This is a genomic window from Mitsuaria sp. GD03876 (assembly GCF_029840635.1).
Taxonomy (GTDB): domain Bacteria; phylum Pseudomonadota; class Gammaproteobacteria; order Burkholderiales; family Burkholderiaceae_C; genus Roseateles.
The window spans coordinates 33,513-59,803 of the sequence record NZ_JAOCCU010000027.1 but is presented as its reverse complement, the minus strand read 5'-3'; the positions used below and the strand labels follow the sequence as shown (position 1 = coordinate 59,803).

The 26,291-nt window shown below is 69.5% G+C and carries 30 protein-coding genes; 17 read left to right on the top strand and 13 right to left on the bottom strand.

Annotated elements, in window-relative coordinates; genetic code table 11:
* Window positions 1-106: 106 nt before the first annotated feature.
* From kdsB to N5D62_RS17495, 5 genes are read right to left on the bottom strand one after another with little or no spacing between them, the layout of a single operon-like run.
* On the bottom strand, window positions 107-865 hold the full coding sequence (kdsB, locus tag N5D62_RS17515; RefSeq protein ID WP_279759149.1) for a 3-deoxy-manno-octulosonate cytidylyltransferase: 759 nt from the start codon (window positions 863-865) through the stop codon (window positions 107-109).
* Window positions 862-1,065: a Trm112 family protein gene (locus tag N5D62_RS17510; RefSeq protein WP_279759148.1), complete on the bottom strand. Its 204-nt coding sequence runs from the start codon at window positions 1,063-1,065 to the stop codon at window positions 862-864. Before N5D62_RS17510 ends, kdsB begins: the two co-directional genes overlap by 4 nt.
* Entirely contained in the window at window positions 1,046-2,101 is a 1,056-nt protein-coding gene (lpxK, locus tag N5D62_RS17505; RefSeq protein WP_279759147.1) for a tetraacyldisaccharide 4'-kinase, read from the bottom strand. Before lpxK ends, N5D62_RS17510 begins: the two co-directional genes overlap by 20 nt.
* Before the next feature lie 25 nt (window positions 2,102-2,126).
* Entirely contained in the window at window positions 2,127-2,540 is a 414-nt protein-coding gene (locus tag N5D62_RS17500; RefSeq protein WP_279759146.1) for a biopolymer transporter ExbD, read from the bottom strand.
* Window positions 2,537-3,253 (bottom strand): MotA/TolQ/ExbB proton channel family protein, encoded by a 717-nt coding sequence (locus N5D62_RS17495; RefSeq protein WP_279759145.1) that lies wholly within the window; start codon window positions 3,251-3,253, stop codon window positions 2,537-2,539. Before N5D62_RS17495 ends, N5D62_RS17500 begins: the two co-directional genes overlap by 4 nt.
* Before the next feature lie 385 nt (window positions 3,254-3,638).
* Here N5D62_RS17495 and xseA point away from each other — a divergent pair, with 385 nt between their 5' ends.
* Entirely contained in the window at window positions 3,639-4,946 is a 1,308-nt protein-coding gene (gene xseA / locus N5D62_RS17490) for an exodeoxyribonuclease VII large subunit (RefSeq protein WP_347881821.1), read from the top strand.
* A 116-nt stretch (window positions 4,947-5,062) separates the two neighbouring features.
* Entirely contained in the window at window positions 5,063-5,647 is a 585-nt protein-coding gene (locus N5D62_RS17485) for a Fe-Mn family superoxide dismutase (RefSeq protein ID WP_279759143.1), read from the top strand.
* A 91-nt stretch (window positions 5,648-5,738) separates the two neighbouring features.
* Here N5D62_RS17485 and N5D62_RS17480 read toward each other — a convergent pair whose 3' ends face one another.
* Window positions 5,739-6,215 (bottom strand): DUF192 domain-containing protein, encoded by a 477-nt coding sequence (locus tag N5D62_RS17480; protein ID WP_279759142.1) that lies wholly within the window; start codon window positions 6,213-6,215, stop codon window positions 5,739-5,741.
* A gap of 35 nt (window positions 6,216-6,250) precedes the next feature.
* On the opposite strand from N5D62_RS17480, the gene N5D62_RS17475 reads away from it, so the two are divergent.
* The 8 genes from N5D62_RS17475 to N5D62_RS17440 all read left to right on the top strand — a co-directional run bounded on the left by N5D62_RS17475 (window position 6,251) and on the right by N5D62_RS17440 (window position 13,736).
* On the top strand, window positions 6,251-8,554 hold the full coding sequence (locus N5D62_RS17475) for a cation-translocating P-type ATPase (RefSeq protein WP_279759141.1): 2,304 nt from the start codon (window positions 6,251-6,253) through the stop codon (window positions 8,552-8,554).
* Between the two features lie 39 nt (window positions 8,555-8,593).
* Entirely contained in the window at window positions 8,594-8,740 is a 147-nt protein-coding gene (gene ccoS / locus N5D62_RS17470) for a cbb3-type cytochrome oxidase assembly protein CcoS (protein ID WP_279759139.1), read from the top strand.
* A 76-nt stretch (window positions 8,741-8,816) separates the two neighbouring features.
* Window positions 8,817-10,277: a cytochrome-c oxidase, cbb3-type subunit I gene (gene ccoN / locus N5D62_RS17465; RefSeq protein WP_279759138.1), complete on the top strand. Its 1,461-nt coding sequence runs from the start codon at window positions 8,817-8,819 to the stop codon at window positions 10,275-10,277.
* A gap of 24 nt (window positions 10,278-10,301) precedes the next feature.
* Entirely contained in the window at window positions 10,302-10,928 is a 627-nt protein-coding gene (gene ccoO / locus N5D62_RS17460) for a cytochrome-c oxidase, cbb3-type subunit II (RefSeq protein WP_279759137.1), read from the top strand.
* 12 nt (window positions 10,929-10,940) lie between these two features.
* Window positions 10,941-11,117: a cbb3-type cytochrome c oxidase subunit 3 gene (locus tag N5D62_RS17455; RefSeq protein WP_279759136.1), complete on the top strand. Its 177-nt coding sequence runs from the start codon at window positions 10,941-10,943 to the stop codon at window positions 11,115-11,117.
* The gene (gene ccoP, locus N5D62_RS17450; RefSeq protein ID WP_279759135.1) at window positions 11,110-12,012 is read left to right on the top strand and encodes a cytochrome-c oxidase, cbb3-type subunit III; all 903 of its coding nucleotides are present in this window, start codon (window positions 11,110-11,112) and stop codon (window positions 12,010-12,012) included. Before N5D62_RS17455 ends, ccoP begins: the two co-directional genes overlap by 8 nt.
* Window positions 11,999-13,417 (top strand): cytochrome c oxidase accessory protein CcoG, encoded by a 1,419-nt coding sequence (gene ccoG, locus N5D62_RS17445; RefSeq protein ID WP_279759134.1) that lies wholly within the window; start codon window positions 11,999-12,001, stop codon window positions 13,415-13,417. Before ccoP ends, ccoG begins: the two co-directional genes overlap by 14 nt.
* Before the next feature lie 40 nt (window positions 13,418-13,457).
* A complete protein-coding gene (locus N5D62_RS17440) occupies window positions 13,458-13,736 on the top strand; it encodes a hypothetical protein (RefSeq protein ID WP_279759133.1) in 279 nt (92 codons plus the stop codon).
* 7 nt (window positions 13,737-13,743) lie between these two features.
* On the opposite strand, the gene N5D62_RS17435 is transcribed toward N5D62_RS17440, so the two are convergent.
* The gene (locus N5D62_RS17435; RefSeq protein WP_279759132.1) at window positions 13,744-14,490 is read right to left on the bottom strand and encodes a cyclic nucleotide-binding domain-containing protein; all 747 of its coding nucleotides are present in this window, start codon (window positions 14,488-14,490) and stop codon (window positions 13,744-13,746) included.
* Between the two features lie 106 nt (window positions 14,491-14,596).
* On the opposite strand from N5D62_RS17435, the gene hemN reads away from it, so the two are divergent.
* The 5 genes from hemN (at window position 14,597) to N5D62_RS17410 (ending at window position 19,614) form a co-directional block, all read left to right on the top strand.
* Window positions 14,597-16,051, top strand: coding sequence for an oxygen-independent coproporphyrinogen III oxidase (hemN, locus tag N5D62_RS17430; protein ID WP_279759131.1), 1,455 nt, complete (start codon window positions 14,597-14,599; stop codon window positions 16,049-16,051).
* Window positions 16,052-16,064: 13 nt separating this feature from the next.
* A complete protein-coding gene (locus N5D62_RS17425) occupies window positions 16,065-16,772 on the top strand; it encodes a sulfite exporter TauE/SafE family protein (RefSeq protein WP_279759130.1) in 708 nt (235 codons plus the stop codon).
* A 108-nt stretch (window positions 16,773-16,880) separates the two neighbouring features.
* Window positions 16,881-18,134 carry an NADP-dependent isocitrate dehydrogenase gene (icd, locus tag N5D62_RS17420; RefSeq protein WP_279759129.1) on the top strand — a complete coding sequence of 418 codons (1,254 nt, stop codon included), beginning with the start codon at window positions 16,881-16,883 and terminating at the stop codon, window positions 18,132-18,134.
* Window positions 18,135-18,336: 202 nt separating this feature from the next.
* The gene (locus tag N5D62_RS17415; protein WP_279759128.1) at window positions 18,337-18,735 is read left to right on the top strand and encodes a hypothetical protein; all 399 of its coding nucleotides are present in this window, start codon (window positions 18,337-18,339) and stop codon (window positions 18,733-18,735) included.
* Window positions 18,736-18,765: 30 nt separating this feature from the next.
* The gene (locus tag N5D62_RS17410) at window positions 18,766-19,614 is read left to right on the top strand and encodes an OmpA family protein (RefSeq protein ID WP_279759127.1); all 849 of its coding nucleotides are present in this window, start codon (window positions 18,766-18,768) and stop codon (window positions 19,612-19,614) included.
* A gap of 67 nt (window positions 19,615-19,681) precedes the next feature.
* Here the strand turns inward: N5D62_RS17410 and N5D62_RS17405 are convergent, their stop codons facing one another.
* Window positions 19,682-19,972, bottom strand: coding sequence for a cold-shock protein (locus N5D62_RS17405; protein WP_347881822.1), 291 nt, complete (start codon window positions 19,970-19,972; stop codon window positions 19,682-19,684).
* Window positions 19,973-20,149: 177 nt separating this feature from the next.
* Between N5D62_RS17405 and clpS the strand changes: the two genes are divergently transcribed.
* Both clpS and clpA read left to right on the top strand, forming a co-directional pair.
* A complete protein-coding gene (clpS, locus tag N5D62_RS17400) occupies window positions 20,150-20,515 on the top strand; it encodes an ATP-dependent Clp protease adapter ClpS (protein WP_279759125.1) in 366 nt (121 codons plus the stop codon).
* Window positions 20,512-22,833 (top strand): ATP-dependent Clp protease ATP-binding subunit ClpA, encoded by a 2,322-nt coding sequence (gene clpA, locus N5D62_RS17395; protein WP_279759124.1) that lies wholly within the window; start codon window positions 20,512-20,514, stop codon window positions 22,831-22,833. Before clpS ends, clpA begins: the two co-directional genes overlap by 4 nt.
* 62 nt (window positions 22,834-22,895) lie before the next feature.
* Here the strand turns inward: clpA and N5D62_RS17390 are convergent, their stop codons facing one another.
* The 5 genes from N5D62_RS17390 to N5D62_RS17370 all read right to left on the bottom strand — a co-directional run bounded on the left by N5D62_RS17390 (window position 22,896) and on the right by N5D62_RS17370 (window position 26,203).
* Window positions 22,896-23,687: a zinc-dependent peptidase gene (locus tag N5D62_RS17390; protein ID WP_279759122.1), complete on the bottom strand. Its 792-nt coding sequence runs from the start codon at window positions 23,685-23,687 to the stop codon at window positions 22,896-22,898.
* Entirely contained in the window at window positions 23,684-24,508 is an 825-nt protein-coding gene (locus tag N5D62_RS17385) for a UDP-2,3-diacylglucosamine diphosphatase (RefSeq protein ID WP_279759121.1), read from the bottom strand. Before N5D62_RS17385 ends, N5D62_RS17390 begins: the two co-directional genes overlap by 4 nt.
* Window positions 24,505-25,008, bottom strand: a complete 504-nt coding sequence (locus N5D62_RS17380) for a peptidylprolyl isomerase (protein WP_279759120.1) — start codon at window positions 25,006-25,008, stop codon at window positions 24,505-24,507. Before N5D62_RS17380 ends, N5D62_RS17385 begins: the two co-directional genes overlap by 4 nt.
* Before the next feature lie 12 nt (window positions 25,009-25,020).
* The gene (locus tag N5D62_RS17375; protein ID WP_279759119.1) at window positions 25,021-25,590 is read right to left on the bottom strand and encodes a peptidylprolyl isomerase; all 570 of its coding nucleotides are present in this window, start codon (window positions 25,588-25,590) and stop codon (window positions 25,021-25,023) included.
* A gap of 79 nt (window positions 25,591-25,669) precedes the next feature.
* Window positions 25,670-26,203 carry a tetratricopeptide repeat protein gene (locus tag N5D62_RS17370; RefSeq protein ID WP_279759118.1) on the bottom strand — a complete coding sequence of 178 codons (534 nt, stop codon included), beginning with the start codon at window positions 26,201-26,203 and terminating at the stop codon, window positions 25,670-25,672.
* Window positions 26,204-26,291: the final 88 nt, after the last annotated feature.

Below are 26,291 nucleotides of genomic sequence, written 5' to 3'. Positions count from 1 at the left end.
CGGCCCGCTGACGCGGCAGCTGAATGAACTGGGGTGTAACCCTGTCGGGCCATGCCCCCGGATCGCGGACAGGGCCGATGAACGCGGGGATCCGCCGCGGCGCGGCTCAGTGGCCCATCAGGCGTCGCACGCGTTCGAGGTCCTCGGGCGTGTCGACGCCGGGGCCCGGACGTTCGGCGCTGACATGCACCGCGATGCGCTCGCCGTGCCACAGCACGCGCAGCTGCTCGAGCGCCTCGATCTGCTCCAGCGGCGAGACCGCGAGCGTCGGGAAACGCCGCAAAAAGCCGGCGCGGTATGCATACAGGCCGACGTGGCGCAGCACCGCGTCCGGCTTGACGCGGGCACCGCCGCCGGGCGCGTCGCGCCACCACGGGATCGGCGCGCGCGAGAAGTACAGCGCCAGCCCCTGGGCATCGGTGACCAGCTTGACGACGTTCGGGTTCGCGAACTCGGCGTCGTCGTCGATCGCATGGGCCACCGTCGCCATCGCGCACGCCGGCCGCGCGGCCAGCAGCGCCGCGCACGACTGGATCATCTCCGGCGCGATCAGCGGCTCGTCGCCCTGGACGTTCACGACCACCGCGTCATCCGGCAGGCCGAGCAGCTCGACCGCCTCCGCGAGGCGGTCGCTGCCGCTGGCGTGGTCGGCCCGCGTCATCAGCGCCCGCACGCCATGGGCCTCGCAGGCGGCGAGCACCTCGGGCGCGTCGGTGGCCACGACGACCTGCGCCGCGCCCGCCAGCGCCGCGCGCCGCGCGACCTGCACGATCATCGGCGCGCCGGCGATGTCGGCCAGCGGCTTGTTGGGCAGGCGGGTCGAGGCCAGCCGGGCCGGGATCACGATGTGGAAGTCGACGCTCACGCCGGGTCGCCCTCGGCGTCGGTGGCGCGGGCCTCGTTGGCCAGCATGACCGGGATGCCGTCGCGGATCGGGAAGGCCAGGCGGTCGGCGGGGCACACCAGTTCGCGCTCCGGCAGTCCGGTGGCCGCGGCATTGCGGCGGTCGTCCAGCGGGCCCTTGCAGACGGGGCACACCAGCATCTCAATCAGTCGATGGTCCATGGGGGAGCAGCCGCCGCAGCTCGCGCTGCAGCGCCTCTTCAAAAGCGGGTTCGGGGCGGAAGTCTAGCGCCACCACCCAGATGCGGCAGCCTTGCAGCGCCTCGGGGCGCAGCTTCACCGCGTCCTTCTCGGTGATGACGACCTCGTCGGTGCGGGCCCAGGGCAGCGGGTCGAGCGACGCGTGGTCCGGCAAGGCCAGCGCGCGGAAGGTCAGGCCCTGTTCGCCGAGCATGTCGAAGAAGCGCTGCGGCCGCGCCAGTCCGGCCGCCGCCAGCAGCGGCTTGCCGCGCAACGCCTGCAGGCGGTCCATCCGCGCGGGTTCGCCGCGCCACCAGTCGGCCAGCGCGACCGCGCCGGCCAGTTGCCGCGTGCCGACGAAGCCGGGCAGGGCGGTGCTCGGGCGGCCGGTGCTGTACAGCACCAGGGTGTCGGGCGACGAGCCCGGCGGCGGCGGCAGCGCGCGCGCCTGGCGCAGCGGCCCGGCGGGCAGCAGCCGGCCGTTGCCCAGGCCGCGCTCGTCGAACACGAGCAGGCTCAACTGCCGCGGCAGCCGCCAGTGCTGCAGGCCGTCGTCGGAGACCAGCACCTCGATCCAGGGACAGGCCTCGAGCAGCGCCCGCGCCGCGGCGACGCGGTCCCGGCCGACGGCCACCGGCACGCCGGCGCGCAGCCGGATCAGCAGGGGTTCGTCGCCGACGTCCTCGGCCCGGTCGCCGTCGGCGATCACGCGCACGCGCTCCTCGTCGACGCGGCCGTAGCCGCGCGAGATCACGCCGGCGCGCAGGCCCATGTGCCGCAGCGTCTCCAGCAGCGCCAGCGTGGTGGGCGTCTTGCCGGCGCCGCCGACGACCCAGTTCCCGACGACGACCACCGGCACCGGCAGCGTCTCGCTCTTCTTGAGCCCGAACCGGTAGAGCGCCACGCGCAGCCGCAGCACCGCGCCATGCAGCGCGGCCAGCGGGCGCAGCAGGTGGGCGAGGCGGTCGTCGTCCCGCCAGGCGCGCTGCAGCCGGTCCTCGAGGGCCGGCCGGGTCATGTCCGGTCCCGGGCCATCGCGGCGGTCATTGCGGCTTGTTGGCCGCGAAGGTCAGGCGCGTCAGGTTGGCGCGGCGGGCCGCGTCCATCGCGTTGACGACGGCCTGGTGGGGCGTGGCCGCGTCGGCGGAGATGATCACCACCGGTTCGGCCTTGCCTTGCGCGGCCTGCAGCAGCGCCGCCGTCAGCAGGTCCACGCTGCGGCCCTCGACCGCGCCGCGGTCGATCGCGTAGCGGCCGTCGGCCGAGATCGACACGATGATCTCCGCCGGCCGTTCCTTGAGCTGCTGGGCGTCGGCGGTGGGCAGCGTCAGCTGCAGCTCGGTGAACTTCGAGTACGTGGTCGACAGCATCAGGAAGATCAGCACCACGAGCAGCACGTCGATGAACGGGATCAGGTTGATCTCCGGTTCCTCGCCCTGACGACGGCGGAACTTCATGCCTTGGCCTTGCCTTGCGACGGGGCGGGCACGGCCACGGCGGGCGGCACGCTGGCCGGTCCGGCGTTGGCGGTGTTCGCGGCGTTGGCCGCGGCGGGCATCGCGCGGTTGACCAGGTGGGTCAGCAGCCGCTCGCTGGCCTGCTCCATGTCGACGATGTAGGCCTCGATGCGACCGCGGAAGTAGCGGTAGGTCATCAGCGACGGGATCGCGACGATCAGGCCGAACGCGGTGTTGTACAGCGCGATCGAGATGCCGTGCGCCAGCAGCGCCGGGTTGTTGCCGTTGGGGCTCTGGCTGCCGAAGATCTCGATCATGCCCACCACGGTGCCCAGCAGGCCCAGCAGCGGGGCGGCCGCGGCGATCGTGCCCAGCGTGTTCAGGTAGCGCTCCATCTGGTGGATCGCGTGGCGGCCGGCCAGCTCGAAGACCTGGCGCAGGCGGGTCTCGCCGGCGCGGGGATCGGCCTGCGAGGCGCGCAGCCCGGCGGCCAGCACCTGGCCCAGCAGCGAGTTCTCGGCCAGCTTGCCGACGACCTCGCCGCTCGGGATCTGCAACTGGGTCACGCCCAGCACCTCCTCGATCAGGCTGGGCGGCGCCACCCGGGCGGCCCGCAGGCTGACGATGCGTTCGATGATCAGCGCCAGGGCCACCACGGAACACAGCAGCAACGGCCAGATCGGCCAGCCGGCGGCTTGTATGATCGAAAACAAGGCTTTCCCTCCGTTCGGGCATCTCCGGCCCGGCGGCGCATTATGGCGCCACGCCGCCCCGGCACAGCCCACTGCCGACCCTCATCACATGCCCTTACAAACATCCACCGAACCTGTGGATAACTTTGTGGGAAACCCGTCGCGGAACCGCGCCAGGGCCCGTCGGCAAACGGCAAGGATTAGCCTGCTCAAAAAAGAGGCAGGAAAAAGCTTTTGAAAAACAAGCGCTTATCGATCTGTGACGCGGGCATGACGGCCCGGATGGCCCGCGGAGCCAGCATTGGCGCGGCTGTGGAGTTCCAGACCCGCGCCAATGCTGGGTTTGCGCATGATTGACGCCTCCAAACCCGCATCGCCACGGATGGTCTGGGGGGTGGCGGCCCTGTTGACGGCCCTTTCCGACGCGTTGCAGTCGCGATTCCCCGTCGTGGCGGTGCAAGGCGAGCTCTCGGGATTCACGCGCGCCGCCAGCGGGCACTGCTATTTCAGCCTGAAGGACGCCGACGGGCAGCCGGCGATGCTGCGCTGCGCCATGTTCCGCCGGGTGGCGGGCATGGTGGACTTCGCGCCCCGGGACGGCATGACCGTCGAGCTGCGCGGCCGCCTGGACCTGTACGGGCCGCGCGGGGAGCTGCAGTTCATCGTCGAGGCGATGCGGCGCTCCGGCGAAGGCGCGCTGTACGAGCAGTTCCTGCGCCTGAAGGCGCGGCTGGAGGCGCAGGGGCTGTTCGACGCCGACCGCAAGCGCCGGCCGCCGCCGTACGCGCGCCGGATCGGCGTGATCACCTCGACCGCCGGTGCCGCGCTGCACGACGTGCTGACCGCGCTGCGGCGGCGGGCGCCGCATGCGCGGGTGTTCATCTACCCGACGCTGGTGCAGGGCGCCGACGCCCCGCCGGCGATCGTGCGTGCGCTGGCCGCGGCCAACGAGCGCGCCGATGCCGAGGTCCTGCTGCTGGTGCGCGGCGGCGGCTCGCTGGAGGACCTGTGGGCCTTCAACGACGAGCGCGTGGTGCAGGCGGTGGCCGAATCGGCGCTGTCGGTGATCTGCGGCGTCGGGCACGAGACCGACATCACGCTGGCGGACCTGGCGGCCGACCTGCGCGCGCCGACGCCGACCGCCGCGGCCGAGCTCGCGACGGTTGCTCGCCAGCAGTGCCTGGAGACGCTGGACGCGCTGGAGCGGCAACTGCTGCGCCGGGTCGAGCAACGGCTGGACGGCGCGGCGCAGCGCCTGGACCGGCTGGCGTTGCGGCTGGCCCGGCCGGGCGACGCGCTGGCCCGCCAGCGGCGCCGGCTGGACCTGCTGTCCCAGCGCCTCGGGCAGGTGGTGCCACGCACCGTCGGCTTGGACGCGCAACGCCTGCGCCACCTCGAGCAGCGGCTCGGGCAGGTGGCGCCGCGCGTGGCGGCGCTCGAGGCGCAACGGCTGCGACACCTCGCGCAACGGCTCGACCGCGCGCTGCCGCAGCAGGCGCAGCGTGGCGCGCATCGGCTGGATGCGCTCCAGGCGCGGCTGCAGGCGCTGGATCCGCGCCAGGTGCTGGCGCGCGGCTACGCCTGGCTGGACGACGGGCAGGGACGGGCGCTCAGCTCCGTCGAGCAGTTGCGCGAGGGTCAGGACTTGCGCGCGGTGCTGGCCGACGGCGAGGCCGAGCTGAAGGTCGGGCGCGTCGTTCGCCAGGACGGCTGAGGGGCGGCTGGCGCCCAGGGGCGCCGGGGTACGCGCGCTCCTGTCAGGGGCTTGCTTTCGCTGCCTACAATCGCCCGCGACATCCGTCCCACCACCAACCCGATTAGGAGTCCCTCATGGAACACGTCCTGCCCGAGCTGCCGTACGACAAGAAGGCGCTGGAGCCGCACATCAGCGCCGAGACCTTCGAGTACCACCACGGCAAGCACCACAAGGCCTACGTGGACAACCTGAACAACCTGCAGAAGGGCACCGAGTTCGAGAGCAAGACGCTGGAAGAGATCGTCAAGACCTCGAGCGGTCCGATCTACAACAACTCGGCCCAGATCTGGAACCACACCTTCTTCTGGTCCTGCATGAAGCCCAACGGCGGCGGCGCGCCCACCGGCAAGCTGCTCGACGCGATCAATGCCAAGTGGGGCAGCGTCGACGCGTTCAAGGAAGCCTTCCAGAAGAGCGCGGTGGGCAACTTCGGCTCGGGCTGGACCTGGCTGGTGAAGAAGCCTGACGGCTCGGTCGACATCGTCAACACCGGCGCCGCCGGCACCCCGCTGACGACCGCCGACACCGCGCTGCTGACCGTCGACGTGTGGGAACACGCCTACTACATCGACTACCGCAACGCGCGTCCGAAGTTCGTCGAGACCTTCCTGAAGAGCCTGGTCAACTGGGACTTCGCGCAAGCCAACTTCGGCAACTGAAGCCGCGGCGGCGCGCCTCGCGCGCACCGCCGAAGGACGACGGCCCGGGAGCGATCCCGGGCCGTCGTCGTTTCAGGCGATCAGATCGCGCTCACTTGGGCCACGGGCCGCCGCGCAGCTTCGCGCCGGCCTTCAGGCCGCGCTTGTCGAACCAGCCCTTGTTCATTTCCAGCACGTAGCGCACCGGCTTGGCCGAGCAATGCGAGGCGTCCGACAGCGGCTGCATCTCGACGATGTTGACGATGGTGCCGTCGTCGGCGACGAACGCGGCCGACAGCGGGATCAGCGTGTTGCGCATCCAGAAGCATTGCTGCGACGGCTGCTCGAACACGAAGATCATCCCGGCGTTCTGGGCCATCTCCTTGCGCGCCATCAGGCCGATGGCGCGCTGCTCGTCGGTGCGGGCGACCTCGGCATGGATCAGGTGCATGCCGGCGCCGAGCTCGACGACGGGCAGGCCGGTCTGCGGGATCTGCTGCGCGGCGGCTGGTTCGGCGACGGACAGCGCGGTCATGAGCACGATGACCGACAGGGCAACGGACGATGCGGCGCGTTTGATATTGAGCATGGGTCGACCTCAAGGTTTCGCGGATTATCGCGGCCATGTCGCACGCCCTTGCCGCCCTGGCGACCGCCGGCGCCCCGGGCGCCGATGCCGGCCCCGCCAATCGCCCCGACCCCGACGCCTCGCTGATGTCGCCGGTCGAGGACGACGAGGCGCTGCGCCCGTTCACGCAATGGCGCGAGGCCGCCGATGGCCGCCGCGTCGCGTGCTCGCGCCTGCGACTGTCGGGGATGCATTGCGCCTCCTGCGCCGGCCTGATCGAGGCGCTGCTCCAAGCGCAGCCCGGCGTGCGGTCGGTGCAGGTGAACGCGTCGACCCAAGGCCTGACGCTCGACTGGCTGCCGGACACGGTGTCGCTGGACCGGCTGCGCGAGTCCCTGTCTCCGGCCGGTTATGACTTCGCGCCGGACCTCGCTGGTCCCGCCCGCGACCTGCGCCGCCGCGAGCATCGGCAGGCGCTGTGGCGATGGTTCGTCGCCGGCTTCCTGATGATGCAGGTGATGATGCTGGCCTGGCCGTCCTATGTCGCCGCGCCCGGCGAACTGGCGCCCGACCAGGCCGCGTTGCTGCGCTGGGGCCAGTGGGTGCTGACGCTGCCGGTGATGCTGCTGTCGGCGGGCCCGTTCTTCCGTGCCGCGTTCGCGCAGGTGCGCGGTCGGCGGCTGGGCATGGACGTGCCGGTCGCGCTCGGCCTCGCGGTGGCCTTCGTCGCCGGCAGCGGCGCGACGCTCGATCCCGGCGGGCCGTTCGGGCACGAGGTCTACTTCGACTCGATCACCATGTTCGTGAGCTTCCTGCTCGGCGCGCGCTACCTGGAGCTGCGCGCCCGGCACCGCGCGGCCGAGGCGCTCGAGCAGGCGGCCGACGCGCTGCCCGGCAAGGTCGAGCGCTTGCGGCCGGACGGCGCGACGGAATGGGTGGCAGTCGAGCAGTTGTCGGTCGGCGATCGGGTGCGGGTGGCCGCGGGCCAGCGCATCCCGGCCGACGCCACCGTCGAGGCTGGGCATGGCGCCGTCGACGAGTCGCTGCTGACCGGCGAATCGCGACCGATCTCGAAATCGCCCGGCGAGGCGGTGCTCGCGGGCAGCCTGAACCTCAGCGGCGTGTTGACGCTGCGCATCCTGCGGACCGGTGAGCAGACGCGACTCGCCGCCATTCGCCAGTTGATGGCGCAGGCGTTCCAGGACAGACCGGCGGCACTGCGCCTGTCCGACCGGGTGGCGGGCTGGTTCCTCGCGGTGGTGATCGTGCTGGCGGGCGCGGCGGCCATCGTGTGGCAGTTCATCGATCCGTCGAAGGCGCTGGCGGTCGCGGTGTCCGTGCTGATCGTGACCTGCCCCTGCGCGCTGTCGCTGGCGGCGCCGGCGGCCTGGGTCGCCGCCGCGGGCGCGCTGGCGCGTCGAGGGCTGTTGCTGTCGCGGCTCGACGCGATCGAGGCGCTCGCCGGCGTCGACCACGTCGTGATGGACAAGACCGGCACCCTGACCGATCCGGCGCCGCGACTGACGAGCCAATGGCCAGCGGCCCTCGATCCCGAGTCGACCGCTTTCGCCAGAGGGCTGGCGGGCGGATCGCTTCACCCCTTGTCGCGCGCGCTGGTCGCCGCGCTGGGCACGGGGCCTGTCACGGCCGAGTGGCGGGCGATGGAGGAACTCGCGGGGCGGGGCATGCAGGGCGTCGACGCGCGAGGACGACGATGGCGACTCGGCGCGCCGCGATGGGCCACCGACGCGTCCGTGCCTGGCGCGGTCCCGCAAGCCCGGATCGTGTTGTCCTGCGACGGCGTTCCCCGTGCCGCGTGGATGTTCGATGAAGCGCTGCGCGATGGCGCCGGCCGGGCGCTTGAAGCGTGGCGCGCGATGGGCCTGGAGATCGACCTGCTCTCGGGCGACGCGCCGGCGCGTGTCGAGGAGATCGCCGAGCGCGCCGGCATCGCGCGCTGGCGAGGCGGCGCGAGTCCCGAGGACAAGCTGGCGCATGTCGCCGAGCTGCAGGCGAGTGGACGTCGCGTGCTGATGATCGGCGACGGCATCAACGACGCGCCGGTGTTGGCGCGCGCCCAGGTGTCCGTGGCGATGGGGCAGGGCGCCGACCTCGCGAAGGCGCGCGCCGACGCGCTATTGCTGGCGGACCACCTCGACCCCGTGACGGACGCGTTGCGGCTCGCGCGCCGCGCGCGGCGCGTCGTCCGCCAGAACCTCGGTTGGTCGGCGCTCTACAACGCGGTCTGCGTGCCCATGGCGCTGGTCGGCTGGCTGCCGCCGTGGGCGGCGGGGCTAGGCATGGCGATGAGCTCGCTGCTGGTCGTCGGCAACGCCGCGCGGCTCGGCCGCGCGGATTGACGGCGTGGCCAGGCGAAGCCGCCGGATCGGAGACGCGCGATGGACATCCTCTACCTGCTGATCCCGCTGTCGGTTGTGCTGGTGCTGCTCGTGCTCGCCGTGTTCGGCTGGGCCGTGCAGGACGGCCAGCTCGAGTCGCTCGATCGCGAAGGCACGCGAATCCTCGAGGACGACGCCCAAGCTTGACAGGCATCAACACGCTCCCGGGGACGGCGCAAAACAATCTTTGCCATTCGCGCGAGGAGCGCCACAAGGAGCCGACATGGCAAGCAGATCAGAACCGGTGGGAGGACGCACGCTGGCGCCCAGTTACGAGGACGGCGTGGTCCGCGCGTTCTCGCTGGCCGCGGTGTTGTGGGGCGTGGTGGGCATGCTGGTCGGCGTCGTCATCGCCGCGCAACTCGCCTGGCCGGAGCTGAATTTCGGTATCCCCTGGCTCAGCTATGGCCGCCTGCGGCCGCTGCACACGAACGCCGTGATCTTCGCGTTCGGCGGCTGCGTGCTGATGGCCACCGCCTTCCACGTCGTGCAGCGCACGAGCCATGTGCGTTTGTTCGCTCCAGGCCTGGCCTGGTTCACCTTCTGGGGCTGGCAACTGGTGATCGTGCTGGCCGCCATCACGCTGCCGCTGGGCCTGACGACCGGCAAGGAGTACGCCGAACTCGAGTGGCCGATCGACATCCTGATCGCCGTCGTCTGGGTCGCCTACGCGGTCGTGTTCTTCGGCACGATCGGCGTGCGCCGCGTCCGCCACATCTACGTGGCCAACTGGTTCTTCGGCGCCTTCATCATCGCCGTGGCGCTGCTGCACATCGTCAACAGCGCCGAGATCCCGGTCTCGCTGACCAAGAGCTACTCCGCCTACGCCGGCGTGCAGGACGCGATGGTCCAGTGGTGGTACGGCCACAACGCGGTGGGCTTCTTCCTGACCGCCGGCTTCCTCGGGCTGATGTACTACTACATCCCGAAGCAGGCCAACCGGCCCGTGTACAGCTACCGGCTGTCGATCGTCCACTTCTGGGCGCTGATCTTCACCTACATGTGGGCCGGCCCCCACCACCTGCACTACACCGCGTTGCCCGACTGGGCGCAGAGCGTGGGCATGCTGTTCTCGCTGGTCCTGCTGGCGCCGAGCTGGGGCGGGATGATCAACGGCGTCATGACGCTCAGCGGCGCCTGGCACAAGCTGCGCGACGACCCGATCCTGAAGTTCCTGATCGTCGCGCTGTCGTTCTACGGCATGTCGACCTTCGAGGGGCCGATGATGTCGATCAAGACCGTCAACGCGCTGTCCCACTACACCGACTGGACCGTCGGCCACGTGCACAGCGGCGCGCTGGGCTGGGTGGGCTTCATCTCGATGGGCGCGCTGTATCACCTGATCCCGCGCATGTACGGCCGCACCGAGATGTATTCGAAGCGCGCCATCGAGCTGCACTTCTGGATCGCCACGCTGGGCATCGTCCTGTACATCGCCGCGATGTGGATCGCCGGCGTGATGCAGGGGCTGATGTGGCGCGCGGTGAATCCCGACGGCACGCTGACCTGGACCTTCGCCGAGAGCGTCAAGGCGACCTATCCGTTCTACGTGGTGCGCCTGCTGGGCGGCCTGCTGTACCTCAGCGGGATGTGCCTGATGGCCTGGAACGTCGTGATGACCGTCCGGGCCGGGCAGCCGGCTCGCCACCCCATTCCCGGCGCCGCGCTCGCGGCCGCCGCCTGATCGCACGGACCCGAGGAGCACTCCATGGCCAATGCCCATGCCAAACCCGTCGGCCACGAACGCATCGAGACCAGCAACTTCCTGATGATCGTGCTGGTGCTGCTGACGGTGATCGTCGGCGGCATCGTCGAGATCGTCCCGCTGTTCTTCCAGCGCTCGACCACGCAGCCGGTCGACAACCTGAGGCCCTACACGCCGCTGCAGCTGGCCGGCCGCGATGTCTACATCCGCGAGGGTTGCTACAACTGCCACTCGCAGATGATCCGCCCGCTGCGGGCCGAGACGCTGCGCTACGGCCATTACTCGGTGGCCGGCGAATTCGTCTACGACCACCCCTTCCAATGGGGCAGCAAGCGCACCGGACCCGACCTGGCGCGGGTGGGCGGCAAGTACAGCGACGAATGGCATCGCCTGCACCTGACCAACCCGCGCGACCTGGTGCCCGAGTCCAACATGCCCGCCTACGCATGGCTGGCCGGCGCGGCGCTCGATCCCAAGGAACTGGCGCCCAAGATGCGCGGCCTGCGGACCGTCGGCGTGCCCTACACCGACACGCAGATCGCCGGCGCGGCCGACGAAGTGCAGGGCAAGACGGAGATGGACGCGGTCGTCGCCTACCTGCAGGTGCTGGGCACCGCGCTGAAGAAGTGATCGGAGGCCGTCATGCCTGACATGGATCTGAACGCCGTGCGTTCCGCGGTGACGGTGGTGTCGCTGCTGGTGTTCGTGGGCATCGTCGCCTGGGCCTTCGCCCGGCGCAACCGCGAACGTTTCGAAGACCTGGGCGCGCTCGTCCTCGCCGACGAGGAATCCGCGCCCCGAGGAGGTCGTCATGAGTGATTTCGTTTCGAACGGCTGGTCGCTGTTCGTGGCCGCGGCGACGGTGCTCGGTCTGGCGCTGTGCCTGGCGCTGCTGATCATCGCCAGCCGCCGCAAGGTGATGGCGGAGGACAACTCCACCGGACACGTCTGGGACGAGGACATCCGCGAACTCAACAACCCGTTGCCGCGCTGGTGGATGGTCCTGTTCGTGCTGACCGTGGTGTTCTCCGGCCTGTACCTGGCGCTGTATCCCGGCCTGGGCAGCTATGGCGGCAGCTTGAACTGGTCCAGCGCCGAGCAGTACCAGGCCGAGCAGGCGAGCGCCCGCGAAACGATGCATGCCATCTACGCGAGGTTCGACGGCCAGCCGGTCGAGTCGCTGGCGAAGGATCCGCAGGCGATCGGCATCGGCGAGCGGCTCTTCGCCAACAACTGCGCGACCTGCCATGGCTCCGACGCCAAGGGCTCGAAGGGCTTTCCCAACCTGACCGACAACGACTGGCTCTATGGCGGCAGCGGCGACGCGATCGTCCAGACCATCACCCAGGGGCGCGAGGGCACGATGCCGCCGATGGCCGCCGCGGTGGGCAACGGCGAGGACGTGCGCAACCTGGCCCATTACGTGCTGAGCCTGTCGGGCAGCCCGCACAACTCGGTGGCCGCGGCGCTCGGCAAGTCCAAGTTCAGCGCGTGCGCCGCCTGCCACGGGATGGATGGCAAGGGCAACCAGGCGCTGGGCGCGCCCAACCTCACCGACAAGGTCTGGCTGCACGGCTGGGGCGAGCCCGCGATCGTCGCGATGGTCAACAACGGCAAGCACAGCCACATGCCCGAGCACGGCTCGCGACTGAGCCCCGAGCAGATCCGCGTGCTGGCCGGGTACGTCTGGGGGTTGTCGCATGAGCGGCCCTGAACCCAGGACGATCTCGCTGTATGAGTCCGAAGCGAAGATCTATCCCCGCGCGGTGCACGGCTGGTTCGCCGTGTGGCGATGGGTCCTCGTCTGGGCGACCCAACTGCTGTTCTACGGGCTGCCCTGGCTGTCATGGAACGGCCGCCAGGCGGTGCTCTTCGATCTCGAGGCCCGCCGCTTCCTGATCTTCGACCTCATCCTGTACCCCCAGGACTTCATCTACCTCACCGCGCTGCTGGTGGTATCGGCCTTCGGGCTGTTCTTCTTCACGGCGGTCGCCGGCCGGCTCTGGTGCGGCTTCGCCTGCCCGCAGACGGTCTACACGGAAATCTTCCTTTGGATCGAGCGCCACACCGAGGGCGATCGCGCCGCGCGCATCCGGCTCGACCGTTCCGGCTGGAGCGCGGAGAAGCTGCTGCGCAAGGGCGGCAAGCACGCGGCATGGCTCGCGGTGTCGCTGTGGACGGGGTTCACCTTCGTCGGCTACTTCGAGCCGATCCGCGCGCTCGTCGCGAGCGCGGCGCAAGGGGCGCTGGGCGGCTGGGAGATGTTCTGGATCCTGTTCTATGGATTGGCGACCTACGGCAACGCGGGTTATCTGCGGGAACAGGTCTGCAAGTACATGTGCCCATACGCGCGCTTCCAGAGCGCGATGTTCGATCGGGACACGCTGGTCATCAGCTACGACGCCACGCGAGGCGACCCGCGCGGACCCAGATCGAAACGGATCGACCCCGCCCAGGCCGGCCTTGGCGCGTGTGTCGACTGCCGTCAATGCGTCCATGTCTGTCCGACTGGCATCGACATCCGGCAAGGCCTGCAATACGAGTGCATCGGTTGCGCCGCCTGCATCGACGTCTGCAACGACGTGATGGACAAGTTCGGCTATCAGCGCGGGCTGATCCGCTACGCGACGCAAAACGGCATGCAGAACCGCTGGACTGTCGGCCAGCAGTGGCGGCGCGTGTTCCGGCCACGGGTGCTGATCTACGGTGCGATCCTGCTGACGGTCTCCGCGGCGCTGGTGGGCAGCCTGGCGCTGCGCGTGCCGTTCAAGGTCGACGTCGTGCGGGATCGGGCGGTCCTGGCACGGGAGGTCGAGGACGGCCTTGTCGAGAACGTCTATCGATTGCAGGTGATGAACGCGGCGGAATCGACGCAGCGGTTCCGCCTCGACGTGCGCGGGATCGGTGGCCTGCGCGTGGCGTCTCCTTCGGGCGAGCTGACGCTGGCGCCCGCGCAGGCGCGGTGGGTCACGGTGTCCCTGCGCCTGCCGCCCGATGTCGCCCGGCAACTCGGCGGTGGTGCACATCCGATGCAGTTCTCGGTCCGGCGCATGGCGGCAGGGACCGACTCCGCCGACCACGAGCTGCTTGAGAAATCCACTTTCGTCGTGCCGCGATGAGCGCGGCATGCAGGCCGACTTCGCCTCACCTGGAGCAACCATGACCTCGACGACAACACACCGGATCGATGCGGACCTGCCGGGCAGCGGCCCGTGGTGGCGGCACCCGATGATGTGGCTGGTGGTCGGCGGACCGGGAACGGTGGTCGTCGCCGCGATCGCCACGCTGGTGCTCGCGATCACGCATCCGGATCCCGTGGTGCATGCATCGAGCGCGCTGGACCGCAGCGGCGTGGCCGCGGAAGAGGTCCAGGACGCCGCGCTGTCGCCCGCGATGAAGGCGCGCAATCACGCGGCGACCGGTGGCCAGGCACCGTGACGCGGCGTCATGCGGCGCGGCGAGCCAACTGCAACAGCTGTCGCGGCTTGAGCACCCGGACCTCGCGCGCCCGGACCTCCAGCAAGCCGTCCCCCTGCATGCGGGAGAAGGTCCGGCTGACCGTCTCCAGCGTCAGTCCGAGGTGGCTGCCGATCTCGTCGCGCGTCATCCGCAGCACCACGCTCGACGACGAGAAACCTCGCGCGCGCAGCTTGCGCATGAGGTTGATCAGGAAGACCGCCACGCGCTTCTCGGCCCGCATCGCGCCCAGCATCGTCATGACGCCCTGGTCTCGGACGAGCTCCCGGCTCATCAGCCGGTGGAATTGACGCCGAACGCGATCGACCTCGCGAGTCACGTCCTCGAGCCGGCCGTAGGGCACGACGCAGATCTGCGAGTCCTCCAAAGCCACCGCCTGGCTGGCATGGGCGCCGCTGAAGATGCCATCCAGCCCCAGCATCTCCGCGGCCATGTGGAAGCCGGTGACCTGCTCGCGGCCGTCCTCGGCGATCGCCGAGGTCTTGAAGAAGCCCGTGCGCACGATGTAGATCGCCTCGAACGCCTCGCCGGCCTTGAACAGCACCGTGTTCCTCGGCACGGCGCGGCGCTCGGACACCATGCGTTCGAGTTGCTCCACGTCGGCCACGGGCAAGCCGGTCGGCAGACAGACCTGGCGCAGCGCGCAAGTCGAGCAGGCGACCTTGAACGCGTCTTGTGGCGGAGCGATGGGGGCGGGTTGGAGGGGTCTCGACATGAGTTCGGCCGGCATGCGAGGAAGCGGCGGATTCTTTGTCTCGGCCTCGATGGCGGCAATGACATCAATCAATGACGCTTTGCCATCAACGGGTGAGGATCGCCCCATGAGCCCTGACACGACCTCGTGGGACCGCAGCATCCCAGACGCCGATCTGCTGCGCCGGTTCGACATCGCCGGACCGCGCTACACCTCCTATCCCACCGCCGATCGATTCCATGCCGGCGTCGATGCCGCCCAGCATGCCGAGACGCTCGCGCTGCGCGCTTTCGGGCCGGTGGCGCAGCAGCCGATGTCGGTCTACGTGCACATCCCGTTCTGCGAATCGGTCTGCTACTACTGCGCGTGCAACAAGGTCGTCACGCGGCATCACGAGCGAGCGGCCGCCTATGTCGATGCGCTGGCGCTCGAGATGGCGCTGGTGCAGCAGCGCCTGGGCACACGTGCGCTGGTGTCGCAATTGCACTTCGGTGGCGGCACGCCGACCTTCCTGTCCGATGGCGAACTCTCGACACTGATGGCGCTGCTGCATCGCCACTTCCGTCTGTGCGCCGACGCCGAGATCTCGATCGAGGTGGACCCGCGCACGATCGACGTGGGCCGCCTGCGCCATCTGCGCACGCTCGGCTTCAACCGGCTGAGCTTCGGCGTGCAGGATTTCGACCCCGACGTGCAGCGCGCCGTGCACCGGGAGCAAAGCCTCGAGAGCGTCGCCGCGCTGATGGGCGCCGCGCGCGACCTGGGGTTCCGGTCGATCAACGTGGACCTGATCCACGGCCTGCCGCTGCAGACGCCCGCCTCGTTCGCGCGGACCGTCGAGCAAGTGGCCTCGCTGCGGCCGGACCGCATCGCCCTGTACGCCTATGCCCATCTGCCGCACCGGTTCAAGCCGCAGCGCCGCATCGAGGCGTCGGCGCTGCCACAGCCGGCGGACAAGCTGCGCATGCTGTCCGGCGCGATCGCCGGCTTCATCGCGCGCGGCTACAGCTACATCGGCATGGACCATTTCGCGCTCGCGGACGATCCGTTGGCCGTCGCGAAACGGGAAGGGCGCTTGCACCGCAACTTCCAGGGCTACAGCACCCAACCGGACTGCGATCTCGTGGCGCTGGGCGTGTCGGCGATCTCGAAGGTGGGGTCGTCGTTCGCGCAGAACGTGAAGACCTTGCCCGAGTACTACGCCGCGCTCCGCGAGGGACGGCTGCCGATCGAGCGGGGGCTGTCGCTGGATCAGGACGACCTCGTGCGACGGGACGCGATCATGGCGCTGATGTGCCAGGGGCGGCTGGCCTTCGATCCGATCGAGCGCTCGCATGGCATCGTGATGACCGATTACTTCGCGCCCGAGCTGGCGCGTCTGCGTCGCCTGGAAGCCGATGGCCTGGTCACCCTTGAGCCGCGCGCGGTGCAGGTCACGCCGATGGGCTGGTTCTTCGTGCGGGCGGTGGCGATGGTGTTCGATCGCTATCTGAAGGCCACGCCGGCCGCGGCGTCCGCCGGCGTCTCGGCAAGCGCGCCGGAAGCGCCGGAAGCGCCGGTGCGCTTCTCCCGCATCCTCTGATCGGCTGGCCGGCATGCTGTGGCTCGCGCTGGTCGGCTCGGCCTTCCTGATGGGCGCCATCGGCAGCCCGCACTGCGCGGCGATGTGCGTCGCGCCCTGCGCGGCGGTGACCGCGGGCCGGCGATCCGGCATGGCGCTGTTCCAGGCAGGGCGTGTCCTGGGTTATGCGGCGGGCGGCGCGGCGGTGGCGGCCAGCGTCGGTGGGCTGTTGCGCTGGGAGTCGACCACCGGAGCGCTTCGGCCGGTCTGGCTCGCCCTGCAACTGGCGGTGCTGGCCTTCGGCGTCTTCCTTCTCTTGAGGGCCGAGTTCCCTCGCTGGCTGGCGCGGCTGTGGACCGCCCGGGCGCCGGCGGCCGTCGGAATCCCGGTGGGGACGCTCGGTCACGGGGCCGTCGCGCTGACGCCGACCCGTGCCGCCGCGTCGGGCCTGGCCGGCCTCGCTTGGCTGGCGTGGCCCTGCGGCCTGTTGCAATCCGCCTTGACCGTCGCGGCCCTGGCGGAGGCCCCTTGGCAGGGCGCCGCCGTGATGGCGGCGTTCGCGGCGGGCTCCTCGCCGGGACTCCTGGCGGGGCCGTGGTTTCTCGCCAGGCTCGGGGGGCGCCGTTTGGGTGGACCGGGCGTGCGATTCGCGACCCGCCTGTCGGGCGCCCTGCTGGCGGCGGGCGCGATCTGGGGACTGGGCCACGGCGCGTGGGCGCAGGTCCGCGCGTACTGCGGCTGAGCCGCCCAGGGACATGGCCCCGCGATCAGCCGATTGAAAGTTTCGCTGTCATAGAATCGGCGCTTCCGGTTTACCCCACCCACCCACGCGATTCGCGGAGACAACTCCATGTACCAGCACATCAAGGTGCCCGAGGGCGGCCAGAAGATCACGGTCAATGCCGACTTCTCGCTCAACGTTCCGAACAACCCGATCATTCCCTACATCGAGGGTGACGGCACCGGCTTCGACATCACCCCGGTGATGATCAAGGTGGTGGACGCGGCCGTCGCGAAGGCCTACGGCGGCGCCAAGAAGATCCACTGGATGGAGATCTACGCCGGCGAGAAGTCGACCAAGGTCTACGGCCCCGACGTGTGGCTGCCCGAAGAGACGCTGACGGTCCTGAAGGACTACGTCGTCTCGATCAAGGGCCCGCTGACGACGCCGGTCGGCGGCGGCATCCGCTCGCTGAACGTCGCGCTGCGCCAGGAACTGGACCTGTACGTCTGCCTGCGCCCGGTGCGCTGGTTCGAAGGCGTGCCGTCGCCGGTCAAGGAACCGCACAAGACGGACATGGTCATCTTCCGCGAGAACTCGGAAGACATCTACGCCGGCATCGAGTTCGAAGCCGAGAGCGAGAAGGCCAAGAAGCTGATCAAGATCCTGCAAGAGGAATTCGGCGTCAAGAAGATCCGCTTCCCCGAGACCTCGGGCATCGGCGTCAAGCCGGTGTCGCGCGAAGGCACGGAGCGCCTGGTCCGCAAGGCGATCCAGTACGCGATCGACAACGACAAGCCCAGCGTGACCATCGTGCACAAGGGCAACATCATGAAGTTCACCGAAGGTGGCTTCCGTGACTGGGCCTACGCGCTGGCGCAGAAGGAATTCGGCGCCGAGCTGATCGACGGCGGCCCGTGGTGCAAGTTCAAGAACCCGAAGACCGGCAAGGACATCGTGGTCAAGGACAGCATCGCCGACGCGTTCCTGCAGCAGATCCTGCTGCGTCCGGCCGAGTACTCGGTCGTGGCGACGCTGAACCTGAACGGCGACTACATCTCCGACGCCCTGGCCGCGCAGGTCGGCGGCATCGGCATCGCCCCGGGCGCGAACCTGAGTGACTCCGTCGCGATGTTCGAAGCCACCCACGGCACCGCGCCGAAGTACGCCGGCAAGGACTACGTGAACCCCGGTTCCGAGATCCTGTCGGCCGAAATGATGCTGCGCCACATGGGCTGGACCGAAGCGGCCGACCTGATCATCTCGTCGATCGAGAAGTCGATCCTGTCGAAGAAGGTCACGTACGACTTCGCCCGCCTGCTGGACGGCGCGACCCAGGTGTCGTGCTCCGGCTTCGGTCAGGTGATGATCGAGAACATGTGATCGGCGGGGACCCGGCGACGAGCCGGGTCTCGCGGGATCAAGACCCCAGTGCGCGAAAGCGCCTGGGGTTTTTTCATGCCCGGAAGATGTTCCGGCTCATGGGGTCGTGAACCGGCTTCCGCGAAGGGGGCGGTCGCCGGATGAACTTCGGGTATACCCTTTGCCACGCTCATGGATCACTTTGCCTTGCGAAGGATCCTTCATGAGACACCCTCTGTTCCCAGGGCGCGCCCTGGTCGCCGCCGGCATGGTCGCCGTGGTCGCGCTGACCGGCTGCGCCTCCAAGAAGATCGAGACCGCCGGCCAGCTCGGCGAAAGCCGCGGCGCGCTGGACGCCGCCCAGGCCACCGTCGGGACCGGCGACTCGCCGGACCTGGTGGTGGCGCGCGCGCGCCTCGCCGAGGCCCAGGAGGCCGCCCGCAAGGGCGACCACGCCACCGCGCGCCGCAAGGCCGACGAGGCGGAAGCCGCCGCCGCCCTCGCGCGCTCGAAGACCGCGCGCGATCGGTCGGAAAAGGCCTCCGCGGAACTCGATCGCAGCCTGTCGACGCTGCGCGAGGAGCTCAACCGTTCTCCGGCCCCCGCATCCCCGACGCGGTGATGCCCCGGCGACTTCAATCAGGAGAACGACATGAATCGATATCTGCCTCTCGCCGGTGGTCTCGCCGCGCTCGCGCTGGCCGCCTGCTCCTCGGTGCCCGTGCCCCACGCGGGCCTGGAAGCGGCCAAGCGCGACTACGCCCAGGCCAGCAGCGATCCGAACGCCACGCGCTACGCCGCGCCGGAACTGGCCAAGGCCCGCGAGTCCCTGGACCGCGCCGACAACGCCTGGCGTGAACGCAAGGACGCCGTCGAGCTCGACAGCGCCGCCACGGTCGCCTCGCAGCGGGCGCAGACCGCGATGAACCTCGGCGCCGCGCGCGCCGCGGACGCGAAGGTCGAATCGGCCGGCTCCGAACGCGAACGCCTGCGCGCCGAGGTTCGCACGCGTCAGGCGCAGGTCGCGCAAGGGCAGGCCGCCAGCGCCGAAGCCGCCGCCATGGCCGCGTCGGAACGCGCGAACCGCCTGCAGCGCGAGCTCGCCGAGATCCAGGCCAAGCCGACGCCGCAGGGCCTGGTGGTCATGCTGCAGGACGTGCTGTTCGATACCGGCAAGGCGACGCTGAAGGAGGGCGCCTACGGTCGCCTGGACACCCTGTCCTCGGCGCTGCGCAACCATCCGGAGCGCCGCATCCTGATCGAGGGCTTCACCGACAGCACCGGCAGCGCGGAAAGCAACCTCGCGCTCTCCCGCGCCCGCGCCGAGTCCGTCAGGAGCGCGCTGGCCCAGCGCGGCGTCGCGGCCGGGCGGATCGATGTCCGCGGCAACGGCGAGGCGCGTCCGGTGGCCTCGAACGCCAATGCCGCCGGCCGCCAGCAGAACCGTCGCGTGGAGATCGTCTTCTCCGACGAGCGGGGCGCCTTCCCGGGCGCGCGCTGAGCGCACCATGCAAAAGGCCCGCTTGCGCGGGCCTTTTCGTGGGGCGAGTCGGATCAGCCGGCGTGGGTCACGCCGCGGCGGCCGCCTGGCCCGAGTGGGCCTCGGCCATCAGCGGGATGCCCACCGGCGGCGCCTCGTCGAGCGCGTCGCCGCCGTCCAGCGGCCGGATGTTCTGGGCCAATTGGCCCTTCGGACCCTGCACCAGCTCGTAGCTCACCTTGGAGCCCTGCTTCAACGTGCGGAAGCCTTCCATCTGAATGGCCGAGAAGTGCGCGAAAACGTCCCCTCCGCCATGTTCGGGCTCAATGAAGCCAAACCCCTTGGCATCGTTGAACCACTTGACCGTGCCTGTTGCCATGTTCTTCTCCATCCCGGTGTCTTTCTCGCACCGGGGCGGATTCTCAAATCCGTGTCAAGCCAGTGTCAATTGAGGAACTCCCCGGGGTGTGGCGGCGCGAAGGTGACAAACTCGGGGCATTGACAGGCGGTGCCCTGTCCCCATGTAGGGTGCTCCCGCTGTTTATAGAATCGGTTCATGCCTTTGTTTGCCCAACAGCCACCCCCGGCGGGTCCACCCGGCGCTCAGCCGCCGGGCACGGAGGATGGTGGGAATTCCACCACGCTGGAGCGTGTCGCTCAGAAGACGGAGCCGCCGCGCCTGTTCCAGGTGCTGATGCTCAACGACGACTTCACGCCCATGGAGTTTGTGGTGATGGTCTTGCAGGAGTATTTCCGCCATGACCTGGATACGGCCACCCAGATCATGTTGAAGATTCATCACGAAGGTCGCGGCGTCTGCGGTGTTTTCACCAAGGACGTGGCGGCCACCAAGGTCGAAATGGTGTCGGCGGCCGCACGGCGCGCCGGTCACCCCCTGCAGTGCATTATGGAGGCCGCATGATTGCGCAAGAGCTTGAAGTCAGCCTGCACATGGCGTTTGTCGAAGCCCGCCAGCAGCGCCACGAATTCATCACCGTGGAACACCTGTTGATGGCGTTGCTGGACAACCCGTCCGCGGCCGAGGTGCTGCGCGCCTGCGCGGCGAACATCGAGGACCTGCGCAAGTCGCTTGCGCAGTTCATCAAGGAAAACACGCCGACGGTCGGCGGCACGGACGAGGTCGACACGCAGCCCACGCTGGGATTCCAGCGGGTGATCCAGCGCGCGATCATGCATGTCCAGTCGACCGGCAACGGCAAGAAGGAAGTGACCGGCGCCAACGTGCTGGTCGCGATCTTCGGCGAGAAGGACTCCCACGCCGTCTACTACCTGCACCAGCAGGGCGTGACCCGGCTGGACGTCGTCAACTTCATCGCCCACGGCATCAAGAAGAGCGAGCCGCCCGAGCCCCCGAAGGGCCCGGAAGGCAGCGGCCCCGAGTCCGAGCGCGAGGAAGGCGAGGGCCAGAGCGGCGGTGGCGGCAAGGGCAGCCCGCTCGAGCAGTTCACCCAGAACCTGAACCAGCAGGCGCGCGACGGCAAGATCGATCCGCTGATCGGCCGCGAGCTCGAGGTCGAGCGCGTGGTGCAGGTGCTGTGCCGCCGGCGCAAGAACAACCCGCTGCTGGTCGGCGAGGCCGGCGTGGGCAAGACCGCGATCGCCGAGGGCCTGGCCTGGCGCATCACCGAGGGCCAGGTGCCCGACGTGCTGGCCGAGGCGGTGGTCTATTCGCTGGACATGGGCGCGCTGCTGGCGGGCACCAAGTACCGCGGCGACTTCGAGCAGCGCCTCAAGGCGGTGATCAAGCAGCTCAAGGACCAGCCCGGCGCGATCCTGTTCATCGACGAGATCCACACGCTGATCGGCGCCGGCGCGGCGTCGGGCGGCACGCTGGACGCGAGCAACCTGCTCAAGCCGGCGCTGTCGTCGGGCCAGCTCAAGTGCATCGGCGCGACGACCTTCAGCGAGTACCGCGGCATCTTCGAGAAGGACGCGGCCCTGTCGCGGCGCTTCCAGAAGATCGACGTGGTCGAGCCGACCGTGGACCAGACCGTCGAGATCCTCAAGGGCCTGAAGTCGCGCTTCGAGGAGCACCACAGCGTCAAGTACGCGCTGACGGCGCTGCAGGCGGCCGCGGAGCTCTCGGCCAAGTACATCAATGACCGTCACCTGCCGGACAAGGCGATCGACGTCATCGACGAGGCCGGCGCCGCCCAGCGCGTGCTGCCCAAGAGCAAGCAGAAGAAGACCATCACCCGCGCCGAGGTCGAGGACATCGTCGCCAAGATCGCGCGCATCCCGCCGGCCTCGGTGTCGTCGGACGACCGCGGCAAGCTCAAGAGCCTGGACCGCGATCTCAAGAGCGTGGTCTTCGGCCAGGACCCGTCCATCGACGCGCTGTCCGCCGCCATCAAGATGGCGCGCTCGGGCCTGGGCAAGCCGGACAAGCCGATCGGCTCGTTCCTGTTCAGCGGTCCCACGGGCGTGGGCAAGACCGAGGTCGCCAAGCAGCTCGCGTACATCCTGGGCATCGAGTTGATCCGCTTCGACATGTCCGAGTACATGGAGCGCCACGCGGTCAGCCGCCTGATCGGCGCGCCTCCGGGCTACGTGGGCTTCGACCAGGGCGGCCTGCTGACCGAGGCGATCACGAAGAAGCCGCACGCGGTGCTGCTGCTCGACGAGATCGAGAAGGCGCATCCGGACGTCTTCAACGTGCTGCTGCAGGTGATGGACCACGGCACGCTGACCGACAACAACGGGCGCAAGGCCGACTTCCGCAACGTGATCATCATCATGACCACGAACGCGGGCGCGGAGGCGATGACCAAGTCGACGATCGGCTTCACGACCAAGCGCGAGCAGGGCGACGAGATGGCCGACATCAAGCGGCTGTTCACGCCCGAGTTCCGCAACCGCCTGGATGCGATCGTCAACTTCGGCGCGCTGAACGAGGACATCATCCTGCGGGTGGTGGACAAGTTCCTGCTGCAGCTCGAGAGCCAGCTGGCCGAGAAGAAGGTGGAGGTCACCTTCAGCGACGCGCTGCGCAAGCACCTGGCCGCCAAGGGCTTCGATCCGCAGATGGGCGCGCGTCCGATGCAGCGCCTGATCCAGGACACCATCCGCCGTGCGCTGGCCGACGAGTTGCTGTTCGGCCGCCTGGTCGACGGCGGCCGCCTGAGCGTGGACGTCGACGACAAGGGCGAAGTGCTGTTGGACATCACGCCCAACAAGAAGGACAACAAGCCCAAGTCCGAGCCGGCCACCGCCGACTGACCGCGCGCACGCCACGGAAAAAGCCCGCTCGCGCGGGCTTTTTCATTGGTGCCCGGCCGTGCTCAATCGCGTGCCGGGTCTTGCCTGAAGAACTCGACGAACAGGCGATACAGCCGGGGCTGCTCGGCGAGCAGCTCGCGCGGCGCGACGAAGAAGGCCTCGACGGCGACGGCGAAGAACTCCTCGGGCGCTTCGGCGCCATAGGGATCGATGAGTGTCGCGTGGCCCGCGTCGACCTGGTCGCAGAACCAGTGCCACTCGGCTTCCATCGTGGCCGGCCATCGCTGGCGCAGGGCCGCGTCGGCGATCGCCGGCGTGCCGTCGGGGTCGCCGTCGCGCATGTCGAGCACATGCGCGAACTCGTGGATCACGACGTTGTAGACGGAGTCGTGGCCCTCGACGCGGTCGACCGCTTCCGGCGCGATCTCGCTCCAGGCCAGCATCAGCGGGCCGCCTTCCATCGCTTCGCCGGCGAGCGTCTCGTCATAGGCGTGGACGACGCCGTCCTCGTCCATCGTCTCGCGCGCGGCGACGACCTCGCCCTCGTGCATCACGATGCCGACGAAGCCGTCGTACCACTCGAGGCCCAGGCGCAGCACCGGCAGGCAGGCCTGCGCGGCGACCGCGACGGCCACCTCGTCGGTGACCTCGAAGCCGTTGACGCCGTGGAACTCCTTCGACGCGAGGAACAGCGAGCACAGCCGGCGCAGCTCGGCCCGATCGGCCTCGCCGCGGCGGGCGATGAACGGGTACTGCGTCAGCGTCAGCTGCCACAGCGGCTCGGGAATGGCGAAGGCCTCGAGCAGCTTGCGCTCGCGGCGTTCGCGCCAGCGTTGCAGCAGGCCGCCGATCATGGGGCGATGGCGACCTCGGTCGCGAAGGTCATCGGGGCGATGCGGCGAAGGCCGTCCGCCTCCAGGACCAGCACGTCGCCGCGGCCGGGACCGTGGTCGTAGTCCCAGTCGGACAGCACCGCGCGGGTGAGCCCGTCGCCGAGGTCATGCGTCGCGGGGCGGTGCGTGTGGCCGTGGATCAGCGTGTCGCAGCCGGACGCCCGCAACCACGAGCGCGCCGCGTCGTCGTCGACGTCGGCCCAGGTGGACGGATCGGATTGATGCATCCGGCTCTTGGCCCGCAGGTGGCGCGCCAGCGCGCGGCGCGCGAAGAGCGGCATCGCGCGCAGCGCCGCGAGCACCTCGGGGCGGCGCACGACGGCGCGGGCGCGCAGGTAACCGACGTCGCCCAGGCAGAGCTGGTCGCCGTGGCTCAGCAGCCAGCCGCGGCCGAAGGCGTCCAGCCGGACCGGGTCGGGCAGCAGCCGCATGCCGGCATCGGCGGCCATCGGCTCGCCGAGGGCGAAATCGCGGTTGCCGTGCAGGAAGAAGAGGGGTTTGCGCGCGGAGACCCCGCGCAGCAGTTCGAGCGCGAACTGCTCGAAGGTGCCGGCCTGCCAGCGCGCGTCGTCGCCGATCCAGGCCTCGAAGATGTCGCCGAGCAGGAAGACCGCGTCGGCGGGCGTGGCCGCCAGGTGGGCGCGCCATCGCGCCAGCGTCGCCGGCATGTCCGGCGACAGGTGCAGGTCGGACAGCAGGTCGATCCGCCGCCACCCGGGCGCCGCCCGCAGGATCTCCAGCGGGACGGGCAGGGGGAGGGCAGCGGCGGAACCGGGACTCACTCGACCGCGACGGCGCGCTCGATGATCACCGCGTCGACCGGCACGTCGTCGTGGAAGCCCGAGCGGCTGGTCTTCACGCGCTCGATCTTGTCGACGATGTCCTGGCCGCCGACGACCTTGCCGAACACCGCGTAGCCCCAGCCCGACGGGCTTTCGCTCTTGAAGTTCAGGAAGTCGTTGTCGACGGTGTTGATGAAGAACTGGGCGCTGGCCGAGTGCGGCGCGTTGGTGCGCGCCATCGCCACGGTGTACTTGTCGTTCTTCAGGCCGTTGTTGGCCTCGTTCTGGATCGGGGCGTCGGTCGGCTTTTGCTTCATGCCGGCCTCGAAGCCGCCGCCCTGGGCCATGAAGCCCTTGATGACGCGGTGGAAGATCGTGCCGTCGTAGTGGCCCTTGCCGACGTAGGCCAGGAAGTTGGCGACGCTGATGGGGGCCTTGGCGTCATCCAGTTCCAGCGTGATCAGACCCTGGTTGGTGTGCAGTTCGACTTTCTTGCTCATGTCGGTGACTCCTTATTTCTCGACGGTGGCCTTGTTGATGAGGATGGGCGTGGCGGGCAGGTTCTGGAACGCGAAGTTCTTCTTCACGGTCTCGACCGCCTTGATCTTGTCGACGACGTCCATGCCCTCGGAGACGTAGCCGAACACCGCGTAGCCGCGGCCGTCCGCGGCGAAGCCCGGGTCCAGGCCGGGGTTGTCCACGACGTTGATGAAGAACTGCGACGTGGCCGAGTTCGGATCGTTGGTGCGCGCCATCGCGATGCTGCCGCGGATGTTCATCAGGCCGTTGCCGGCCTCCAGCGGGATCGCCGGCTTGGTCGGGCGCTGCTTGAGGTCGGGCGTGTAGCCGCCGGTCTGGATCATGAAGTCGCCGATGACGCGGTGGAAGATGACGCCGTTGTAGTGGCCGGCCTTCACGTAGGCGAGGAAGTTGGCGACCGTCTTGGGCGCCTTCTCGGCGTCGAGCTGGATCTTGATGTCGCCCGCGGTGGTGCTGAGCTTGACGACCTGCGCCTGCGCGATCGAGCAGGCGAAGCTCAGCACGGCGGCGCCGGCGGCGAGCAGCAGTGGGGATGTCCTCATGGTGCGGATGGCGGTGTTGGGGGTGGTGGAAGGGGAGGACCAGGCGCGGCGCGGGGGAGGGGCCGCCGGGGCCCCACGCTCAACGCGCCGGATTGACCTTGGCGTTGTTGAACGCGGTGACGCGCTGCAGCTTGACCTTGAGCGCGGTGTCGTCGCCCAGCGCCTGCTTGAGCGCGCGTTCGTACGACTGCTGGGCCAGGCGCATCAGCACGTCGCCCATGTTCTCGCGGGCCTGCGCGTGGTCGGGCGCCAGGTCCAGGGCCCGCGTCAGCGACTGGCGGGCGGCCTCGTACTCGCCGCGGGCGGCGTGGATGACGGCCAGGTTGTTGTACGGGTCGGCGAGGTCGGGGAAGTCCTCGGTGAGGCCCACGAAGATCGTCCGCGCGCGTTCGAGCTGTTGCTGCTCGAGCAGCATCGTGCCGAGCGCGAAGCGCAGCCGGGGGTCGTCGGGCGTGGCCTTCAGGCCGGCCTCGGCCGACTGGATGGCCTGGTCGCGCTTGCCGGAAGCCCACAGGGCCTGCGCGTCGTCGAGCGCGGCGGCTTGCGTCAGGGTCGCGCCGGTCATCGCCAGGGCGACGCAGCAGGCGCGGATCAGGGCGGGAAGTCTTGGCATAAAGGGGGGCCGCTATACTGCCGGGCATTCTAGAGCGAGCTTTCGTCTCCCGCTCGCCTCCCGGCCGGCCTTCCGCCCCACCCGCACC

Excerpts from the sequence above, each read along its gene's own strand:
- N5D62_RS17370 (WP_279759118.1), bottom strand. The coding sequence starts at position 26,203 with ATGCCAAGACTTCCCGCCCTGATCCGCGCCTGCTGCGTCGCCCTGGCG.
- ccoG (WP_279759134.1), top strand. The coding sequence starts at position 11,999 with ATGAGCGGCCCTGAACCCAGGACGATCTCGCTGTATGAGTCCGAAGCG.
- N5D62_RS17455 (WP_279759136.1), top strand. The coding sequence starts at position 10,941 with ATGCCTGACATGGATCTGAACGCCGTGCGTTCCGCGGTGACGGTGGTG.
- ccoO (WP_279759137.1), top strand. The coding sequence starts at position 10,302 with ATGGCCAATGCCCATGCCAAACCCGTCGGCCACGAACGCATCGAGACC.
- N5D62_RS17435 (WP_279759132.1), bottom strand. The coding sequence starts at position 14,490 with ATGTCGAGACCCCTCCAACCCGCCCCCATCGCTCCGCCACAAGACGCG.
- N5D62_RS17410 (WP_279759127.1), top strand. The coding sequence starts at position 18,766 with ATGAATCGATATCTGCCTCTCGCCGGTGGTCTCGCCGCGCTCGCGCTG.
- N5D62_RS17425 (WP_279759130.1), top strand. The coding sequence starts at position 16,065 with ATGCTGTGGCTCGCGCTGGTCGGCTCGGCCTTCCTGATGGGCGCCATC.
- N5D62_RS17485 (WP_279759143.1), top strand. The coding sequence starts at position 5,063 with ATGGAACACGTCCTGCCCGAGCTGCCGTACGACAAGAAGGCGCTGGAG.
- clpS (WP_279759125.1), top strand. The coding sequence starts at position 20,150 with ATGCCTTTGTTTGCCCAACAGCCACCCCCGGCGGGTCCACCCGGCGCT.
- ccoS (WP_279759139.1), top strand. The coding sequence starts at position 8,594 with ATGGACATCCTCTACCTGCTGATCCCGCTGTCGGTTGTGCTGGTGCTG.
- N5D62_RS17380 (WP_279759120.1), bottom strand. The coding sequence starts at position 25,008 with ATGAGCAAGAAAGTCGAACTGCACACCAACCAGGGTCTGATCACGCTG.
- N5D62_RS17510 (WP_279759148.1), bottom strand. The coding sequence starts at position 1,065 with ATGGACCATCGACTGATTGAGATGCTGGTGTGCCCCGTCTGCAAGGGC.
- N5D62_RS17475 (WP_279759141.1), top strand. The coding sequence starts at position 6,251 with ATGTCGCACGCCCTTGCCGCCCTGGCGACCGCCGGCGCCCCGGGCGCC.
- N5D62_RS17405 (WP_347881822.1), bottom strand. The coding sequence starts at position 19,972 with ATGGCAACAGGCACGGTCAAGTGGTTCAACGATGCCAAGGGGTTTGGC.
- ccoN (WP_279759138.1), top strand. The coding sequence starts at position 8,817 with ATGGCAAGCAGATCAGAACCGGTGGGAGGACGCACGCTGGCGCCCAGT.
- N5D62_RS17500 (WP_279759146.1), bottom strand. The coding sequence starts at position 2,540 with ATGAAGTTCCGCCGTCGTCAGGGCGAGGAACCGGAGATCAACCTGATC.
- N5D62_RS17480 (WP_279759142.1), bottom strand. The coding sequence starts at position 6,215 with ATGCTCAATATCAAACGCGCCGCATCGTCCGTTGCCCTGTCGGTCATC.
- N5D62_RS17415 (WP_279759128.1), top strand. The coding sequence starts at position 18,337 with ATGAGACACCCTCTGTTCCCAGGGCGCGCCCTGGTCGCCGCCGGCATG.
- N5D62_RS17390 (WP_279759122.1), bottom strand. The coding sequence starts at position 23,687 with ATGATCGGCGGCCTGCTGCAACGCTGGCGCGAACGCCGCGAGCGCAAG.
- lpxK (WP_279759147.1), bottom strand. The coding sequence starts at position 2,101 with ATGACCCGGCCGGCCCTCGAGGACCGGCTGCAGCGCGCCTGGCGGGAC.
- hemN (WP_279759131.1), top strand. The coding sequence starts at position 14,597 with ATGAGCCCTGACACGACCTCGTGGGACCGCAGCATCCCAGACGCCGAT.
- N5D62_RS17375 (WP_279759119.1), bottom strand. The coding sequence starts at position 25,590 with ATGAGGACATCCCCACTGCTGCTCGCCGCCGGCGCCGCCGTGCTGAGC.
- icd (WP_279759129.1), top strand. The coding sequence starts at position 16,881 with ATGTACCAGCACATCAAGGTGCCCGAGGGCGGCCAGAAGATCACGGTC.
- ccoP (WP_279759135.1), top strand. The coding sequence starts at position 11,110 with ATGAGTGATTTCGTTTCGAACGGCTGGTCGCTGTTCGTGGCCGCGGCG.
- N5D62_RS17440 (WP_279759133.1), top strand. The coding sequence starts at position 13,458 with ATGACCTCGACGACAACACACCGGATCGATGCGGACCTGCCGGGCAGC.
- clpA (WP_279759124.1), top strand. The coding sequence starts at position 20,512 with ATGATTGCGCAAGAGCTTGAAGTCAGCCTGCACATGGCGTTTGTCGAA.